Source organism: Novosphingobium olei, from assembly GCF_012927405.1.
Classification (GTDB): domain Bacteria; phylum Pseudomonadota; class Alphaproteobacteria; order Sphingomonadales; family Sphingomonadaceae; genus Novosphingobium; species Novosphingobium olei.
On the sequence record NZ_JABBGM010000002.1, the window covers coordinates 243,264 to 260,974 of the forward strand.

The 17,711-nt window shown below is 68.1% G+C and carries 19 protein-coding genes and 1 pseudogene; 7 read left to right on the plus strand and 13 right to left on the minus strand.

Annotated features, from left to right (window positions below; all coding sequences use genetic code 11):
• Positions 1-6: 6 nt before the first annotated feature.
• Positions 7-918 (minus strand): LysR substrate-binding domain-containing protein, encoded by a 912-nt coding sequence (locus HHL27_RS05180; protein ID WP_169492323.1) that lies wholly within the window; start codon positions 916-918, stop codon positions 7-9.
• Between the two features lie 87 nt (positions 919-1,005).
• On the opposite strand from HHL27_RS05180, the pseudogene astD reads away from it, so the two are divergent.
• From astD to HHL27_RS05200, 4 genes and pseudogenes are all read left to right on the plus strand, one after another.
• Positions 1,006-2,427 (plus strand): annotated as a pseudogene (gene astD / locus HHL27_RS05185) (succinylglutamate-semialdehyde dehydrogenase); the annotation flags it as partial.
• Between the two features lie 4 nt (positions 2,428-2,431).
• Positions 2,432-3,721, plus strand: a complete 1,290-nt coding sequence (locus HHL27_RS05190) for an N-succinylarginine dihydrolase (protein WP_169492325.1) — start codon at positions 2,432-2,434, stop codon at positions 3,719-3,721.
• A 58-nt stretch (positions 3,722-3,779) separates the two neighbouring features.
• Positions 3,780-5,258, plus strand: coding sequence for a glycerol kinase GlpK (gene glpK, locus HHL27_RS05195; protein ID WP_169492326.1), 1,479 nt, complete (start codon positions 3,780-3,782; stop codon positions 5,256-5,258).
• A gap of 89 nt (positions 5,259-5,347) precedes the next feature.
• On the plus strand, positions 5,348-5,722 hold the full coding sequence (locus tag HHL27_RS05200; protein ID WP_169492327.1) for a VOC family protein: 375 nt from the start codon (positions 5,348-5,350) through the stop codon (positions 5,720-5,722).
• Between the two features lie 189 nt (positions 5,723-5,911).
• Here HHL27_RS05200 and nusB read toward each other — a convergent pair whose 3' ends face one another.
• The 3 genes from nusB to hisG are packed head-to-tail and all read right to left on the minus strand — an operon-like array spanning position 5,912 to position 8,324.
• Entirely contained in the window at positions 5,912-6,364 is a 453-nt protein-coding gene (nusB, locus tag HHL27_RS05205; RefSeq protein WP_169492328.1) for a transcription antitermination factor NusB, read from the minus strand.
• Positions 6,361-7,650 carry a histidinol dehydrogenase gene (gene hisD, locus HHL27_RS05210; protein WP_169492329.1) on the minus strand — a complete coding sequence of 430 codons (1,290 nt, stop codon included), beginning with the start codon at positions 7,648-7,650 and terminating at the stop codon, positions 6,361-6,363. The genes nusB and hisD overlap by 4 nt, the downstream gene beginning before the upstream one ends.
• Positions 7,650-8,324, minus strand: coding sequence for an ATP phosphoribosyltransferase (hisG, locus tag HHL27_RS05215; protein WP_169492330.1), 675 nt, complete (start codon positions 8,322-8,324; stop codon positions 7,650-7,652). Before hisG ends, hisD begins: the two co-directional genes overlap by 1 nt.
• A 43-nt stretch (positions 8,325-8,367) precedes the next feature.
• Between hisG and HHL27_RS05220 the strand changes: the two genes are divergently transcribed.
• On the plus strand, positions 8,368-9,426 hold the full coding sequence (locus HHL27_RS05220; RefSeq protein ID WP_169492331.1) for a DUF2332 domain-containing protein: 1,059 nt from the start codon (positions 8,368-8,370) through the stop codon (positions 9,424-9,426).
• Here the strand turns inward: HHL27_RS05220 and HHL27_RS05225 are convergent.
• The 7 genes from HHL27_RS05225 to HHL27_RS05255 are packed head-to-tail and all read right to left on the minus strand — an operon-like array spanning position 9,423 to position 14,851.
• Entirely contained in the window at positions 9,423-10,688 is a 1,266-nt protein-coding gene (locus tag HHL27_RS05225; protein ID WP_169492332.1) for a low temperature requirement protein A, read from the minus strand. The genes HHL27_RS05220 and HHL27_RS05225 overlap by 4 nt on opposite strands.
• Positions 10,685-11,596: an alpha/beta fold hydrolase gene (locus HHL27_RS05230; RefSeq protein WP_169492333.1), complete on the minus strand. Its 912-nt coding sequence runs from the start codon at positions 11,594-11,596 to the stop codon at positions 10,685-10,687. The genes HHL27_RS05225 and HHL27_RS05230 overlap by 4 nt, the downstream gene beginning before the upstream one ends.
• Entirely contained in the window at positions 11,593-12,420 is an 828-nt protein-coding gene (locus HHL27_RS05235; protein ID WP_169492334.1) for an SDR family NAD(P)-dependent oxidoreductase, read from the minus strand. The genes HHL27_RS05230 and HHL27_RS05235 overlap by 4 nt, the downstream gene beginning before the upstream one ends.
• Before the next feature lie 27 nt (positions 12,421-12,447).
• A complete protein-coding gene (locus HHL27_RS05240) occupies positions 12,448-13,338 on the minus strand; it encodes a pirin family protein (RefSeq protein WP_169492335.1) in 891 nt (296 codons plus the stop codon).
• Complete coding sequence (locus tag HHL27_RS05245) at positions 13,335-13,802, minus strand: NUDIX hydrolase (protein ID WP_338114823.1); 468 nt, start codon at positions 13,800-13,802, stop codon at positions 13,335-13,337. The genes HHL27_RS05240 and HHL27_RS05245 overlap by 4 nt, the downstream gene beginning before the upstream one ends.
• A complete protein-coding gene (locus HHL27_RS05250) occupies positions 13,795-14,556 on the minus strand; it encodes a slipin family protein (RefSeq protein ID WP_169492336.1) in 762 nt (253 codons plus the stop codon). The genes HHL27_RS05245 and HHL27_RS05250 overlap by 8 nt, the downstream gene beginning before the upstream one ends.
• A gap of 10 nt (positions 14,557-14,566) precedes the next feature.
• Positions 14,567-14,851: a BolA family protein gene (locus HHL27_RS05255; protein WP_169492337.1), complete on the minus strand. Its 285-nt coding sequence runs from the start codon at positions 14,849-14,851 to the stop codon at positions 14,567-14,569.
• A gap of 39 nt (positions 14,852-14,890) precedes the next feature.
• Between HHL27_RS05255 and HHL27_RS05260 the strand changes: the two genes are divergently transcribed.
• Together HHL27_RS05260 and HHL27_RS05265 are read left to right on the plus strand one after the other, a co-directional pair.
• A complete protein-coding gene (locus HHL27_RS05260) occupies positions 14,891-15,481 on the plus strand; it encodes a J domain-containing protein (protein WP_338114824.1) in 591 nt (196 codons plus the stop codon).
• A gap of 58 nt (positions 15,482-15,539) precedes the next feature.
• On the plus strand, positions 15,540-16,229 hold the full coding sequence (locus tag HHL27_RS05265) for a nitroreductase (RefSeq protein WP_169492339.1): 690 nt from the start codon (positions 15,540-15,542) through the stop codon (positions 16,227-16,229).
• Between the two features lie 28 nt (positions 16,230-16,257).
• Here the strand turns inward: HHL27_RS05265 and HHL27_RS05270 are convergent, their stop codons facing one another.
• Positions 16,258-17,181, minus strand: coding sequence for a dioxygenase family protein (locus HHL27_RS05270; protein ID WP_169492340.1), 924 nt, complete (start codon positions 17,179-17,181; stop codon positions 16,258-16,260).
• Positions 17,178-17,690, minus strand: a complete 513-nt coding sequence (locus HHL27_RS05275; RefSeq protein ID WP_338114825.1) for a hypothetical protein — start codon at positions 17,688-17,690, stop codon at positions 17,178-17,180. The genes HHL27_RS05270 and HHL27_RS05275 overlap by 4 nt, the downstream gene beginning before the upstream one ends.
• Positions 17,691-17,711 lie beyond the last annotated feature (21 nt).

Consider the following 17,711-nt stretch of genomic DNA (forward strand, 5'->3'; position numbering starts at 1 on the left):
AATCTTCTACTTACGCGCCTCATCGACCAGCCAAGCGCGGAAGCGGGCAAAGTCGCCGTCGCGCGCCTTTCGCCGCGGGTAGACAAGGAAGTAGCTCCGCGTGCCCTCCAGCGGTCGGTCGAACGGCACGGTCAGCAAGCCTGCGGCAAGCTCGCTTTCCACCAGGAAGCGCGGCAGCAGCGCGGCGCCTGCCCCTGCGACGGCTGCCTGTGCCAGCATCAGGAATTGCGAGAAGCGCTGGCGCGGCGGGCCTGCGGCAAGCTCAAGCCCGTCGGCGGCGAACCAGCGGGCCCAGGCATCGGGCTGGGCCGAAAGCGCCAGCAGCGGTGCTTCCAGCAAGTCGCGCGGGGTGGCGATGGCAAGCCGTTCGGCCAGCGTCGGGGCGATGACCGGCACCATGACTTCGGCAAACAGGCGTTCGTGGACCAGCGGCTCGCCACTGGCGCCTGCGGGCCAGTCGGGCGGGCCGACGTGGATCGCGGCATCGAAGTCCTCGGCCGCGAAGTCGAACAGGTCGGTCCGCGCGATCATGCTGACCATCAGGTCTGGATGGATCGCCGAAAGCGCGGGCAGCCGTGGTGCGAGCCAGCGCATGCCGAAGCCGGGCAGGGTGGCGAGCGTGACGCCCTTGTCGTCCGGCGCGATCAGTCGCCGCGTTCCGGCACGGATCAGGCCAAGCGCGGCGGACACCTCGCCAAGGTAGGCCTGCCCCGTGCGGTTGAGCGCCACGCGGCGGCCGTGCCGCTCGAACAGAGGCGTGCCGAGCCAATCCTCCAGATGTGCGATCTGGCGGCTGACTCCGCTTTGCGTCAATCCAAGCTGATCGGCCGCGCGGCTGAACGTGCCTTCGCGCGCAGCGGCCTCGAAACAGCGCAGCATCGATAGAGGCGGCAGCAGGCGGGGATCGTCGTCCTTCATGACCATCGGTCATTTATAGCGCCGGATAATCCGCTTATCCAGCATGAGCGACGTGTGTAACATGGTGCCAATTCCGATTTCGAGGCGTTTCACATGACCAAGCTCACTTCCACCTGTCCCGCCACCGGCGCCCTGCTCTGGGAAGGCGAAGCGGCCGATGCCGGTGCAGTCGCCGCTGCCGTCGCCCGCGCGCGCGCCGCGGTGCCGGGCTGGTCGCGCACGTTGCTGGAAGAGCGCGTCGCGCTCGCCCGCGCCTATGCCGCGCGGCTGAAGGATCAGGCAGAGCCGCTCGCCCGCACCATCGCGCAGGAGACCGGCAAGCCGCTGTGGGAAACGCGCCAGGAAGTCGGCTCGATGGTCGGCAAGGTGGAACTCTCGATCCGCGCCCAGGCCGAGCGCGCCGGCAACCGCACCGATCCCGCACCCTTCGGCAGCGCCATGCTGCGCCACAAGCCGCACGGGGTGATGGCCGTGCTCGGGCCCTACAACTTCCCCGGCCACCTGCCCAATGGCCACATCGTTCCCGCCCTGCTCGCCGGCAACACCGTGGTGTTCAAGCCGAGCGAGGAAACCCCGCTGGTGGGCGAGGCGATGGTCGCGCTGTGGCATGATGCAGGCCTGCCGGCAGACGTGCTGCAGGTGGTGCAGGGTGCGCGCGAAACCGGCGCGGCGCTGGTCGATGCCGATATCGACGGGCTGCTGTTCACCGGCAGCGCCACAACCGGCGCTGCCTTGCGCCGCGCGCTGGTCGACCGGCCGCACGTGATCCTCGCGCTGGAGCTTGGCGGCAACAACCCGCTGATCGCCTGGGACGGCGCGCCCGAGACCGTCGCCTCGATCGTCGCGGCCTCGGCCTTCGCCACCACCGGCCAGCGCTGTTCCTGCGCGCGCCGCCTGATCGTGCCGACAGGCGCTGCGGGCGACGCCATGGTTCAGGCGGTGGCCGCGCTTTCCGACCGCATGACCATCGGCGCGTGGGACGAAGACCCGCAGCCGACGCTCGGCTCGCTGATCTCGGCCCGCGCCGCCGACACTGCGCACCGCGCCTACGATGCGCTGGTGGCCGGCGGGGCCAAGGTGATCCGCCCGCTCGGCGCCGTTCCCGGCCGCTCCGCCGCCTTCGTCACCCCGGCGATGATCGACGTAACCGGCCTCGATGTGCCCGACGCCGAGATCTTCGCTCCCGTGCTGCAGGTCCGCCGCGCCGCCGATTGGGACGAGGCGATCGCGCTCGCCAATGCGACCGGGTTCGGCCTGTCGGGCGGGCTGATTTCGGAAGATGGCGCGAAGTGGGAGGACTTCCTCGCCCGCAGCCGCGCCGGCGTGGTCAACTGGAACCGCCCGACCACGGGCGCAAGCGGGGCGATGCCGTTCGGCGGCCTCGGCGCATCGGGCAACCACCGCCCGAGCGCCTATTACGCGGCGGACTATTGCGCCTACCCGGTCGCTTCGTTCGAAAGTCCGGCGCTCGCCGATCTCACCGCAGACCTCGTCGGGCTGAAGGGCTGATCCGATGCGCGAGGTCAACTTCGACGGGCTGATCGGCCCAAGCCACAACTACGCCGGCCTCTCACTCGGCAACCTGGCCTCGGCGCGCAACGCGGGCGGAGTTTCCTCCCCCCGCGCCGCCGCGCTGCAGGGCCTCGCCAAGATGCGCCGGGTGATGGACATGGGGCTCAGCCAAGGCTTCCTGCTGCCCCACGCACGGCCCGATGCCGACTGGCTGCGCACCCTCGGCTTTGCCGGAAGCGACGACGAGGTCTGCGAAGCGGCCTGGAAGGCCGAGCCTGCGCTGTTGCGCAACGCCATGTCGGCCAGCGCGATGTGGACCGCCAACGCCGGCACGGTCAGCCCCGCGCCCGATTGCGCGGACGGACGCTGCCACATCTCGGTCGCCAACCTGTCGACCATGCTGCACCGCTCGATCGAGGCGCCGCAGACGCTGCGGCAACTGAAGCTCGCCTTCGCCGACACGCGCCACTTCGCGGTGCATGCTGCTCTGCCCGGGGGCCTCGGCGACGAAGGCGCGGCGAACTTCATGCGCCTTGCCACCGCTCACGGCGAACCCGGCCTCGAAGTGCTGGTCTATGGCGAGCAGGGCCGCGCCGAATTCCCCGCGCGCCAGCACAAGGCGGCAAGCGCAGCAGTGGCGCGGCGCCACGGGCTGTCGGAAGCGGGCACGCTGCTCGTCTGCCAGAGCGACGCCGCGATCGCCGCCGGCGCGTTCCACAACGACGTCGTCGCAGTTGCCAACGAAACCGTGCTGTTCACTCACGAACTGGCTTTCGAAGACCGCGATGGCACTTATGCCGCGATCCGCGAACGGCTGCCCTCGGTGCAGATCGTCGAAGCGCCCGCCGCGCGGATCAGCCTCGACGCCGCGATCCGCTCGTACCTGTTCAACTCGCAGCTGATCTCCCTACCCGAAGGCGGCATGGCGCTGGTCCTGCCCGGCGAAGTGCGCGAAGTGCCGGAAGTGTGGGACTGGCTGCAGGAAATCGTCGCCGGCAATGGTCCGATCCGGCGGCTGGAAGTCGTCGAAGTGCGCGAATCGATGCGCAACGGCGGTGGCCCTGCCTGCCTGCGGCTGCGCGTGGCGGTGAGCGACGAGGCTTTTGCCGCGATCGATCCGCGCTTCCTGCTCGATTCCGCCAAGGCCGACCGCATGGCCCAGGTGATCGAGGCGCACTGGCCCGAACGGATCGCGCCCGAAGACCTCGGCGATCCGGCGCTCTGGCGGCAATGCCGCACCGCGCGCGCCGCGCTGCTCGATACGCTGGGCTTCGCTTCCGGAGAACTGTGACCTTGCGCGTTGCGCGCCGCCGGTGTCATCTGCGCCGATAACAAGGCGGAGAGGACACTTGCGGCACGTTCTGGCGATCGATCAGGGGACGACCTCCACCCGCGCGATCCTGTTCGACGAGGACGCCCGCTCGGTCCGCGTGGCGCAGCGCGAATTCGCCCAGCACTATCCGCAAGCCGGGTGGGTAGAGCACGATGCCGAGGACATCTGGCGCGATTGCCTTGCCGTCGCGCGCGAGGTGCTGGACGGCGTGCCGCCATCGCAAGTCGCCGCCATCGGCATCGCCAACCAGCGCGAAACGGTGGTGATATGGGACCGTGCGAGCGGTGCGCCGATCCACCGCGCCATCGTCTGGCAGGATCGCCGCACCGCCGAAACCTGCGCCGCGCTGAAGGCCGACGGGGCCGAGGCGATGGTCACCGAGCGCACCGGGCTGCTGCTCGATCCCTACTTCAGCGCGACCAAGGCGGCGTGGATGCTCGACCACGTGCCCGGCGCGCGCGAACGGGCCGAACGTGGCGAGCTGGCCTTCGGCACGATCGACAGCTTCCTGCTGTGGCGGCTCACCGGCGGCAAGGTGCACGCCACCGACGTGACCAATGCCGGGCGCACGCTGCTCTACGACATCCGCCGCCAGTGCTGGGATGAAGACCTGTGCCGCCTGCTGCGCGTGCCAAGCGCGATCCTGCCGCAGGTGCGGGACAATTCCGGCCTGTTCGGCACGACCGACCCCGCGCTGTTCGGCGCCAGCCTGCCCATCGCCGGGATGGCGGGGGATCAGCAGGCGGCGCTGTTCGGGCAGGCCTGCTTCGCCTCCGGCATGGCCAAGAGCACCTATGGCACCGGCTGCTTCATGCTGATGAACACCGGCGGCGAAGCGCCGCGCTCGGCCAATCGGTTGCTGACGACGCCCGCCTATCGCCTCGACGGACAGATGACCTACGCGCTCGAAGGGTCGATCTTCGTGGCAGGCGCCGCGGTCAAATGGCTGCGCGACGGCTTGGGCGTGATCGCCCACGCGAGCGAGACGCATGGCCTGGCGACGCAAGTCGATGACAGCCACGGCGTGGTCATGGTCCCGGCCTTTGCCGGGCTGGGCGCGCCATACTGGGACCCGGACGCCAAGGGCGCGATCTTCGGCCTGACGCTCGGCGCAACGGCCGCACATCTGGCACGCGCGGCGCTGGAATCGGTCGCATTCCAGACGATGGACCTGGTCGAAGCAATGGTGCGCGACAGCGGCGCGCTGGCGGCTGCGCTGCGCATCGACGGCGGCATGGCGGCCAACGACTGGCTGTGCCAGTTCCTTGCGGACATGCTGGGCGTCGCGGTCGAAAAGCCGACCAATCTCGAAACCACGGCGCTGGGCGCGGCGTTCCATGCCGGCCTCGCCACGGGCGTGTGGTCGGGGCTCGACGATCTTTCGCGCACGTGGGAAAGCGCCGCACGCTTCACGCCGGCCATGCCGTCCGAACGACGCGCCGGGCTGGCCGCCTTGTGGCGTGACGCGGTGCGCCGCACGCTTTCACAGGGCTGATACGTTGCATTGCGCAACCGAGGCTTGACCGCTTGCCGGGCGGGCGGCACACCCCTTTCCACCTTGCTCAACAGGGAGAGGAATCCTCGATGTTCAGTCACGTGATGGTCGGCAGCAATGACATTGCCGCCTCGAAGAAGTTCTATGACGCAACTTTCGCTGCGTTCGGCGGCAAGCCCGCGATCACGGACGAAAAGGGCCGCCTGATCTATCAGCACAACGGTTCGATGTTCCTCGTGACGCCGCCGATCAACGGCCAGCCGGCCACCGGCGCCAACGGCGGTACGATCGGCTTCGCGATGACCCCGGAACAGGCCGATGCCTGGCACGCTGCGGGCGTCGCCAATGGTGGCGTCGCTTGCGAAGATCCGCCGGGACCGCGCGCCGGCAGCCCGTTCTACCTCGCCTACCTGCGCGATCCGGATGGCAACAAGCTCTGCGCGCTGCACGTGATCGGTTCGTAAGCGGCTCACGGAGCAGCGTGGACTGACCCGGCCCCCAGCCGTTCGTGTCGAGCGTAGTCGAGACACGGGTGCGCAGCGCCTCTCGACTTCGCTCGAGGCAAACGGGGAGGGTCAGGGCCAGAAACGCAAAGAAAGGGGCGCGACCGGACTTCCGGCGCGCCCTTTTTTCTGTCCCCAAAGGTGGGGCGATCAGCGGACCGACTTGGCCACCGCGTCCAGCACGCCATTGGCGAACTTCGCCTCGCGCGCGTCGAAGAAGGCGTGCGCCACGTCGAGGTATTCGTTGATCACGGTGCCCACGGTCACGTCCTTGCGCGCCATCAGCTCCCAGGCCCCTGCGCGCAGGATCTGCAGCATCGTGCGGTCGAGCCGCGCGACCGACCAGCCGGAGGCGAGCTTGGCGCCGAGCAGGGCGTCGATCTCGTCACGGCGGGCGGCAACGCCCTTCACCACGTCGTCGAAGAAGGCGACGTCGGCTGCGGCATATTCGACATCCTCGATCTCGGCGCCGAGGCGGTGCATGTGGAATTCGTCGAGCAGCAGGTGTAGCTCAGGGCTTTCCATCTCGAGCTGGTAGAGCGCCTGAACGGCGGCGAGGCGGGCGGCGCTACGGGCGCGCGTCTGGTCCTTTCCGCTGCTCACTGGCCGAGCCTCAGCGCGATCGAGCGGGCGTGGGCGGCAAGGCCCTCGGCCTCGGCGAGTTCGACCGCGGCGGGGCCGACGGCGGAGATGGAAGCATCGCTGACGGCGATGAAGCTGGTGCGTTTCATGAAATCCAGAACCGAAAGGCCCGAAGAGAACCGCGCGCGGCGGCCGGTGGGCAGGACATGGTTGGGGCCGGCGACGTAATCGCCGATGGCTTCGGGCGTCATCCGCCCAAGGAAGACGGAGCCCGCATGGCGGATCTTGTCGAACAGGCGCTCAGGGCTGTCGGTGGCGATCTCGACGTGTTCTGCCGCCAGCGCGTTGGCGAGCGCAGGCGCTTCGTCCAGGCTGTTCACGACGATGATCGTGCCGTGCGCGTCCCAGCTCGCCTTGGCGACCTTGGCCGTGGGTAGCAGCGCGATTTCGACACCGACCATGTCGGCCACCTGATCGGCGAAGCCTTCGTCGTCGGTGATCAGGATCGCCTGCGCCGAAGGATCGTGCTCGGCCTGGCTCAGCAGGTCGGCGGCGATCCACTGCGGATCATTCTTGCCATCGGCGATGACGAGGATTTCGGACGGGCCCGCCACCATGTCGATGCCAACCACGCCGAACAGCTGGCGCTTGGCTTCGGCCACCCAGGCATTGCCGGGGCCGGTAATCACGTCGACCGGCTTGATGCGCTTGGTGCCATAGGCGAGCGCGGCCACCGCCTGCGCCCCGCCGACGCGCCACACTTCGTCCACCCCGGCAAGATGCGCGGCGGCCAGCACCAGCGGGTTGACCAGCCCCTTGGGCGTGGGCGTCACCACCACCAGCCGTTCGACGCCCGCCACCTTGGCCGGAATGGCGTTCATCAGCAGCGAGGAGGGATAGGCGGCACGCCCGCCCGGTACGTAGAGCCCTGCGCCATCCACGGCGGTCCAGCGCGCGCCGAGGCGGATGCCGGCGGCATCGGTATAGTCGCGGTCTTCGGGCAGCTGCGCTTCGTGATAGGCGCGGATGCGCTGCGCGGCCAATTCGAGCGCGGCGCGCAGGTCGGGCTTCAAGCCGTCGAAGGCTTCGCGGCAGGCCTCGGCCGGAATGCGCCAGTCGTCTTCGGCGGGCAGGTGCTGGTCGAACCGCTCGGTATATTCGGCCAGCGCCTCGTCGCCGCGCAGGCGGACGTCGTCGATGATCGTCTGCACATCGCGCGCCACGTTCTCGTCGCTTTCGCGGCGATCCTTGACGAGGCGGGCGAAGGCCTTGTCGAACCCGGCGTCGCTGGTCCTGAGCTTGAGCATCACGCGGCCGCCTTGCGCTTGGCGACCATCTCGCGGAAGGCATCGACCAGCGCGCCGATGCGCGCGCTGTCGGTCTTCAAGGCGGCGCGGTTGACGATCAGGCGCGCCGAAACCGGCAGGATGCGGCTCGTTTCGACAAGGCCGTTGTCCTTCAGCGTCTTGCCGGTGGAGACAAGGTCGACGATGCGGCTGGCAAGCCCCAGCGAAGGCGCCAGTTCCATCGCGCCGTTCAGCTTCACCACCTCTGCCGCAACGCCCAGCTTCTCGAAGTGGCGGCGGGTGAGGTTGGGATACTTGGTGGCGACGCGGGCGTGGCTTTCGCGGCCGTTTGCCCCGCTTTCGACCGCGCTGACCGGCTCTGCCACCGACAGGCGGCAATGCCCGATGTCGAGATCGACCGGCGCGTAGAGGTCGGCATAGTCGAACTCGTCGATCACGTCGGACCCGACGATGCCGATCTGCGCCGCGCCATGGGCCACGAACGTGGCCACGTCGAAGGCGCGCACGCGGATGATCTTCACGTCCGGCCGGTTGGTGGCGAACGAAAGCGCGCGAGAGGCCTTGTTGAAGAAGTCGGCATCGGGCACCACGCCTGCCTGTTCGAGCAGGGGCAGCGCCTCGTCGAGGATGCGGCCCTTGGGCAGGGCGAATACGAGCTGGGCGGCGGCGGTCATGACGATGCGCGCCCTATGGCAAAGGGCCGGAAAGGGCAACCTCATGGAACCGATCATGGAGATCGAGAACGTCGCCAACGCGATCCGCTGGCAGGCCGACCACGCCGCCAACAACGGCGCGCCGTGCACCGGCCGCGTGGTGCGCGCGCAGCTCGCCCTGCTCGATGGGGCAAGCGCCGTGGGCCGCGCGCTGGCGCACTGGCCGGGCCGCCCGCTGGAGGATGCGCTGCCGCTGCGGCTGGCGGGCGGGCACCATTTCCTCAGCCTCACCGGCGCGGATGCGCGGCTTGGGGCCGTCTATCGGGGGGAGGTGACCGATCAGGCGGAGGTCGACGCGCTGGTCGCCGCCGTCACTCGCGATCACGATGCCGCGCTCCTGCCCTGGCTCGACGGACCGCCGCAGACCAACGAAGCGGGGCGTTCGGCCTCGATCATGGCAGCGCTGCTGTGGCTTTCGCAGCGCCTTGGCCCTCGTTTCGAAATGAACGAACTGGGCGCGAGCGCGGGCGTCAACACGATGATGGAGCGCTTTCACTTCGACCTTGGCGGCACCACCGCCGGCCCCGCCGATTCGCCGATGCATATCCGGCCCGAATGGAAAGGGCCGCCCCCGCCGCAGGCCCCGGTCGAGATCGTCGCCATCGAAGGCTGCGATCGCGCGCCGGTCAGCTTGGCCGATCCCGAACAGGCGCTGCGGCTGAAAGCCTATGTCTGGGCCGAGGTGACCGAACGCATCGCCCGGATCGACGCCGCCATCGCGCTGGCGCAGGCCCGGCCGCCCAAGCTGGTGCAGATGGACGCCGCCGATTTCGTCGACCAGCGCCTCGCCACGCCACAGGCCGACGATACCACGCGCGTGCTCTACCATTCGATCGTGTGGCAATACCTTCCACCCGAAACCCGCGCGCGGATCGAAGCGGCGATGGCCGCGGCTGGTGCAACAGCCGACGCCCGCCGCCGCCTCGCCTGGGTCAAGCTCGAAACCAACCGCGAGACGTTCCGCCACGAACTGCGCGTGCGCAGCTGGCCCGGCGGCGGGGAGGAGGTCCTGCTCGGCACCGCGCACGCCCACGGCGCGTGGGTGGAATGGTTCGGCGCCTAGAGCAGCCGCTTCGGCTTGAGCCTTGCCGCCAGGCTCGGTGCTATGCGCGATAGGCGCTCCTCCCACCCGCCGTGGAACGAGCCCCATTCCCACAGCGCGACGAGCGCCAGCACGCCCACGGTGCAGCCGACGAAGCCGATTGCCGGCACCGCCGTCCACGCACTCCACCCCCCAAGCGCCAGCAGCAGCCCCGCGCCGACGAGGTGGCTCAGCGGCAGGTTGCCCAGCGGGCTGGCAAAGCGCTTGAACAGCCCCACGCCCAGCAGGAACAGCAGCAGTCCGCCGCACTGCGTCAGGATCAGGCCCGGCGTCGCGGGCCCTGCTGGCGCTTCCAGGATCAGCGCATCGGCCACGGCGGTCACCACCACCCCGCCCACGATCGGCATGTGCAGGTAGGTATAGGCGTTGCGCGCCACGCGGCCCGGTTCCTGGTGATGCTCGATGTGCCTGGCCCCGCGTTCGGCGCCGACGTCGAAGTAGATCCACCACATCAGCACGGAGCCGGCAAAGGCGACGAGGAAGGCGGCAATGTGCGCGCCATCGGGCTTCAGATCGGCAAAGCTCGCGCCGGTGACGATGATCCCTTCGCCCAGCGCGATGATGATGAACAGCGCGCAGCGTTCGGCCATGTGGCTGCCCGAGATGACCCAGTCGGACGGCTGCGAGCGACCCAGCAACGGCGTGCGATAGCCCATGATCGGCCCTGAATACTCAACCAGCAGCGCCGCCAGCCACAGCACGATCCGTCCGAGCGGTTCGTGCGCCAGTGCCCCTGCGATCCAGCACGCTGCCGAAAGCCCGAAGTAGCAGGCCATCCTGACCATCGTCATCGCCGCGCCCCGGTCCTCGCGCCACAGCGCCCAGGCCATGAATAGCGTGCGCCCCACCTGCAGCGACAGGTAGGCGCTGACGAACAGCAGGCCGCGATCCTGATTGCCATGGGCAAAGGCGCGCGGCATGGCGACGGCCATGACCAGGCTCGCCAGCATGCCGAACAACAGCATCACCCGCACGGGCACGCGTTCGGGTTCCGCCCAATTGGCCGCCCATGTCGTATACATCCACGCCCACCACACCGCGAGGAACAGCAGCGCGCTTTCGGCAAGCCCGGTCCACGACAGGTGCTTCAACAGCACATGCGAAACCTGCGTGATGGCGAAGACGTAGACGAGGTCGAAGAACAGTTCGAGGTAGCTGACCGGCGCATGGCCGCCGCCGTGCCCGCGCAGGAGCGACGAGCGGTCGCGCGCCGGTTCGTTCATGCCCTGGCTTCGGTGCGGGCGAGGAAGTCCTCCATTGCCGCGATGAAGCGGTCGGCTGCCTCCCACGTCACGAAGTGCCCGCAATCGTGCACCCGCTCGACGGTGAGGTCGGGGATGGTTTCGGCCAGGCCATCGACATTCGCGGGCGAAAGCGCGGGATCGTCCATCGCCCACACCACCAGCGTGGGGATGTCGAGCACCGGCACGTTCAGCGGCTTGTAGTCCGCCGGCAATTCATAGGGCGCGTCCATCGGCGGCACGAACACGGGGCTGGCGCGATACCAGTTGACCATGGCCTTGGCCGTCACTGGGTCCGCCCAGTCGGCCTCGAGCGCGGCGCGCTCCTCGGGCTCCATCTTGTCGCTGAACAATTGGGTGGTCTGCTGGCCGAGCAGCGGCTTCAGCCCGCCCTTGTCGAGCGCCGCGTCGTTCAGGGAATCGCGGAAATCGCGGAAGTACTGGCTCGCCTGCCGCTGCGCCTTGTCGGTCCAGACGAGCTTGGGAAAGACACCGGGATGCGGCGCATTGGCCACGATCGCGCGGGTCACGCGGGTCTTCTGCCCGGTCAGCGCCACGCCCCAGGCAATCGCGCCGCCCCAGTCGTGCCCAACCACGGTAAAGTCCGCCACGCCCAGCGCATCGGCCAGGCGAAACACATCGCCGATCATGTTGTTGGCGGTGTAGTTTTCGACGCCATCGGGCTTGGCCGACCGGCCATAGCCGCGCTGGTCGGGCGCGATGCAGCGATAGCGGTCCGAAAAATGGCGGATCTGGTGGCGCCAGGTGCGATGCGATTCCGGAAAGCCGTGGAGGAAGATCAGCACCGGCGCATCGCGCGGCCCTTCGTCCACCACGGCAAGCTCGATGCCGTTCTTCAACATGACCATCTTCTGCTGCATCCCGGTCATGCCCCTTCCTTCATCTTCGCGGCGTAACCCGCCTCGAACAGTTGCGCCATGCGGTCCATCAGCGGCTCGGGCGTGCGGCGCAGTTCGCCGATTTCCTTCTCGAAGCCGATCGCGGCGATGATCTCGCGCTCGCCGGCGGCAATCGCGTCGATGATCTCGCGCGCGATGGCGTCGGGCTCCAGCCCGTTCTCGATGTTCCGGTCGCTCACCCCGCGCGCCGAACCGTCGGCCGTCAGCGCGTTGCGCGAAACGTTGGTGCGGACCGATCCGGGGCAGATCGTGTGCACCGACAGGCCAAGCCCGGTCACTTCCACGCGCAGCGCGTCGGCATAGCCGATCAGCCCGAACTTGGCCGCGCTATACGCGGTGCGCATCGGCGATCCCACCTTGCCGGCAATGCTCGAAACGAAGCCCAGCCGCCCCTTGCCGCGCGCCGCCATCTTGGGCAGCATCGCCTGCGTCAGCGCGATGGGGGCAAGCAGGTCGACCGCGATGATCCGCTCGTAGACCGGAAACGCGGTTTCCAGCGCCACCGAACGCTGCGAAATGCCCGCGTTGTTGATCAGCAGGTCGATCCCGCCCGAACGCGCCGTGGCCCAGTCCCACGCCTGCGCCGCCGCCGCTTCGGCCGCGGCATAGTCCGTCGCCTCGAACGGCAGGACCAGCGCTTCCGCGCCGCAGTCCTTCGCGACGGCATCCAGCGCCTCGCGGTTGCGGCCAGACAGGACCAGCCTGGCGCCATCCTTGGCCAGTTCCTTTGCCATCGCCACGCCCAGGCCCGACGATGCGCCGGTCACCCAGGCGATTTCGCCCGCAAATGTCATGATTTCTCTCCCGTCCTGTCCTGTGTCTTATGGGTAGCTTACCGTGGTGGCGATGCGCGGCAGCGGGATGAATTCGTCGCTGTCGCCGGGCACTTGCGGAAAGCGGCCCTGTTCCCAGTCCTGCTTGGCCTGGTTGATGCGCTCGCGGCTCGAACTGACGAAATTCCACCACACATGGCGCGGCGTTGCGAAAGCCTCGCCGCCCAGCAGCATCACCCGCCCCCCGCTTGCCGAAGTCAGCTTGAGCGCCTTGCCCGGTGCCAGCACGACCAGCGCATAGGGTTCTAGCGGGATGCCCTCGATCTCGGCCTCGCCACCCACCAGCATCACCGCGCGTTCATCGGCCTCGCTGTCGATCGGCAGCGCGCCACCCGGCGCCAGCACGATTTCGGCATAGATCGTCTCGGCATATTGCGTGGTGGGCGCGGTCTTGCCCCACAGCGAACCCATGATGACGCGGGCCTGCACGCACGAATCCTCAATGAGCGGCAGATCGGCGCGGGATTCGAACGCAGGGTCGATCTCCTCGCGCCCGTCGGGCAGGGCAAGCCATGTCTGCATGCCGTAGAGCGTCTGGGTCGTCAGTCGCTCGTTCGCCGGGCTGCGCTCGGAATGGACGATGCCGCGCCCGGCGGTCATCAGGTTGACCTGGCCGGGGCGGATCGTCGCATAGCTGCCGATGCTGTCGCGGTGGTCGATCGCGCCTTCGAACAGCCAGGTTACCGTGGCCAGGTTGATGTGCGGATGGGGCCGCACGTCCATCGCGCTGCCGGGCGGCAGGTGCGAAGGGCCGAACTGGTCGACGAAGATGAACGGGCCCACCATCGTGCGCTCGCGCGTCGGGATGGCGCGGCGCACTTCGAACGCGCCCAGATTGTGGGTCACCGGGCGCAGGGTCTGGATCAGGACGTCGTTCATGCCGGCACCTTCAGATCTAGCAGGGCGAGGAGATTTTCAGGGAAGATCGGCTCGGCCCACCCTGCGATCTCGTCGCGGGTGAACCAGCGGTGGGTCATGCCCATCGCCACTTCCAGCTCGGTGCGGCCATGGTCGACCACGTCATGCGCTTCGATCTCCACACGAAAGAAGCGCTCGTCCGATCGGACGGGTTCCCCTTCCAGCGTCACGAAGTCGTCGGCCCGCGCGGCGATCTCGCTCCCGCAGTCGATGTCGAGGCCCGTTTCCTCGCGCAGCTCGCGCCGGGCGGCGGCAGGAAAGTCCTCACCCGGATCGCACTCGCCACCGGGCGCACACCAGAACGCGCGGCGACCTGGCGGGCTGTAGCGGAACAGCAGCACGCACCCCTGTGCATCGCTCAACAGGATGCGCGCGGCACGCCGGATGCGCCGCTGGGACGCGTGGGAGGTCGAAGCGTCAACCACTGCCGAGCCTGCGAGCAGCCTCAAGCAATTCGGTCGGGAACATCGCGACGATCGTCGAATTGTGCTCGACCCCGATCTCGCTCAACGTCTGCAGCCGCCGCAATTCAAGTGCGCCCGGAACTTCGCCAATTATCCGCGCCGCGTCCGCCAGCGTCTGAGAAGCTTCGCGCTCGCCTTCGGCCTTGATGATGCGCGCCCGCTTCTCGCGGATCGCCTCGGCCTCGCGGGCGATTGCGCGCTGCATCTGCTCGGGGATGTCGAGATCCTTGATCTCTACGGCGTCAACGCCAACGCCCCACTGCGAACATGTCTTACCGAGAAGCTCAAGCAGTCTGGAGTTGATGACGGTCCTCTCTTTTAGCATCTGGTCCAGGTCGCTCTGGCCGATTGCGTCGCGCATGCCAGTTTCGGCGGCCTGAATCACTGCGGACTGCCAATCGACGACCGCCGTGACCACCAGCTTTGGGTCGATGGCACGAAACCACAGCACGGCGTTGACTCGTACGGCCACCCCGTCGCGCGTCACGGTTTCCTGCGTTGCGAGCGAAAACGTCACCACGCGCAAGTCCACCTTCTGCACCCGGTCGATCAGGGGTATAAGCCAGAACCAGCCGGGCCCCTTCGTTTCGACAAGCCGTCCCAGTCGAAACACGACGCCACGTTCGTACTCCTGATTGATTCCGAACGACTTGAAGGCGAGAACTATCGCAATCCCGGCAAGTACGAAGCTCAGGCTGGACAAGGTCGCAAGCATCGTCCCCTCCTCAACCCTTGGCCGCTTCACCGGGCGCGCGGGCCCTGATGGCCAATGCGTGGACGCGCTGGCCGGGAATGTCGCCCAGCGCGGCGTTGACCATACGCTGGCGCTGAAGGCGCGAAATGCCCGCAAAGGCGGCGCTCTCGATCTCCACGATGAAGTGCGATTCGCCCGATCCGTCGTGCCCCGAATGGCCGGCGTGGCGGTCGCTTTCGTTGATCACGTCCAGCCGGGTGGGGGCAAAGGCCTGCTCCAGCTTTCGTTCGATTTCCAGCGCGATCGGACCGGTCATGACTTCCCTTCCAGATGAAGAGGCACCATGTGCAATCGGGTGAAGCAAGACAAGTTCCATGGCCGCGTCCACCACACCGGGCGTATCTGCAACGCGCCCGGCTGCGACGAGCCGGGGGAATTCCGCGCGCCCGGCGGACGGCCCTCGGGCTTCGACGGGCCCGGCGATTACCGCTGGTTCTGCCTCGAACACGTGCGCCAGTTCAATTCGGGCTACGATTTCTTCGCCGGCATGACGCCCGACGAAATCCTCGCCGCGCAGTCTCCCATCGCTGGCTGGGAAAGCCAGACCCGCGCCTTCCGTCCCGATGCCGGGATCGACCAGGCGCCGCGCTGGAACGACTTTGCCGATCCGCTCGAAGCGATCCAGCAGCGCGCGCGGGCCCGCCGGGCCGATGCGATGCACCGCCAGGAAGCGGCGCGGCGCGGCATCTCGCCGGTCGACCGGCGCTCGTACGAAGTGCTGGGGCTCGATCTTGATGCCGATCGCAAGGCGCTGCGCAGCCGCTATTCGGAACTGGTGCGCCGCTATCACCCCGATCGCAACGGCGGTGACCGCAGCTACGAAGGGCGGCTGCAGGAAGTGGTCGAAGCCTACAATCATCTGCGTTCGACCACTGCCTTCGCCTGAACCGCCTTGCGCCACTTAACTGTTCGGTTAAACAGCGCGCAAGAGGAGATCAGATGCGATGAACGAAACCGCGACCTATGCCGACATCGTGACCGGCCGGCGCAGCATCCGCGGCTTCAAAGCGGAGCCGGTGCCCCGCGCGGTGATCGAGGAAGTGCTTCAGCTCGCCCTGCGGGCGCCATCGTCGCACAACACCCAGCCGTGGAACTTCACCGTCGTGGCCGGCGAACCGCTCGACAGGATCCGCGCCGGGAACACCGAACGCAATCTGGCCGGCGTGCCCGACAGCCGCGAATTCCGCGCCGGCGGCGCCATCGGCCCGCAGCACCGCGAACGGCAGATCGATGTTGCCAAGCAGCTGTTCGGCGTGATGGGCATCGCTCGCGACGACAAGGAAGGCCGGATGGACTGGGTCCTGCGCGGCTTCCGCCAGTTCGATGCGCCGGTCTCGGTCGTGGTGACCTACGACAAGGTGCTCGAAGGCAGCGACATCGCGCCGTTCGACTGCGGCGCGGTGACCAACGCGCTGGTCAACGCCGCTTGGTCCAAGGGGCTGGGCTGCGTGATCAACAGCCAGGGGATCATGCAGTCGCCCGTGGTGCGCGAACATGCCGGCATTCCGGAAGACCAGGTGATCATGATCTGCGTGGCGATGGGCTGGCCGGACGATGACTTTCCCGCCAACGCCGTCGTCTCCAACCGCAAGAGCGTGGCCGAGTGCGCGCGCTTCGTCGGCTTTCCCGACTGACGAACCGCGCGCAGGCGCCCGCGGCCCCTCAGGTGGCGATGCCGATCGTCGTCGTGGCGGCGTAGCCTGCGCTGACCGACCCGGTCATGGCAGGCGTCATCACTGCCATCTGCGCGGTGGTGTTGTCGCCGAAGACGTTGTCCGACGAGATCGAACTGGCGTTGTAGGCGCTGACGCTGTTTGAATAGCTCGACTGGGCATAGACCGCCGCGCAGGCCGTTGCCGGCATGGCCAGCTGTGAGATCAGCACCGCGCTGCGCCCGCTGGTGGCATTGGCGAGGCTCGAGAACACCTCGAAGTGGATGTGCGGGTAGCGGCCGCTGTAGCAGCCGGGGAAGATCGTGGTGAACGTGACCTGCCCGTTGCTGTCGGTCACCTGCACGCCGCGCAGGTAGCTTTCGTTTGGCAGGCTGTAGAGCGAATATTTTCCGTCCTTGTCGCAGTGCCAGATGTAGACGGCATAACCGGCGAGCGGAGCGCAGCCGTTGTTGGCATCGACCACGGTGATCGTCAGCGTCAGCAGCGTGCCGGTTGCGACGGTGGTCGACGTGCCGACGAAGCTCGAACGGATGTCGCTGCGCACGACACCGCTGGCGGTGAGCGCGTTCGATGTCAGGCCCGATGACGTGTTGGTGCCATCGGCGGGGTAGGGGCCATTGGTTTCCGTGGCGGGGACGGTGCAGGCACCGGCGGTGGCCGTTGCAGTCGCGGTTGCCGTTGCCGTGGCGGTCGCGGTCGCGGTCGAAGTTGCGGTGGCGCTTGATGTCGACACGGTTACCGTTGAGCCCGAACTGCCACCGTCGCCGCAGCCGAGCACGATCGCCGAACCGCCGGTCGCCGCGAACAGGCCGATTGCGCGGCGGCGGTCGACGCGCATCTTTTCCATCCGCGCGAGATCTTCCGCCAGGCCGTGGCCGTGATGATCGTCGTGTTGTTCGTTCGTCGTGTTCATGTCGGTCCTCCCGTTGCGCTGCGAGGGCAAACGCGGGGGAAGGTGCGATCCTTCGCGAAAATCACTCCACCGTGGCGAGATCCGGTTCCACCCAGCCGCGGCGGGCTTCGACGCTGAACAGGCGGTCCCTGGAATAGAAGCAAAGCGGCCAGTCGCGCGGGCCGATCTCGCTGGCGAGGAGGGCGTTGACCGCAACGACCAGCGGGGTGCCCGGCGGGCATCGTTGCGGCGAAGGCGCGCACGCCGCGGATGTAGAGCTGGGTGAGCGTTTCGTGATAGCCGGCGCTGTCGGTGTTCTGGCCGCCCACGGCTTCGTTGTAGGTGCGGATGACACCGGGGAGATCGCGTTCCAGCACGACATCGGGATGTTCGCGCAGCAGGCACAGGCAGGCCGCGAGGTGCGCTTCGTGGGTCCATTCCTGCTTGGGCAGGGTGGCCGCGAGGAGCCCGCCGGCGACGTGGCGCACGGCTGCGTCGGAGGTGAAGGGGCGAATCGGGTGGTCGGTCATCGAAGGGAAAATCCTGGGGGA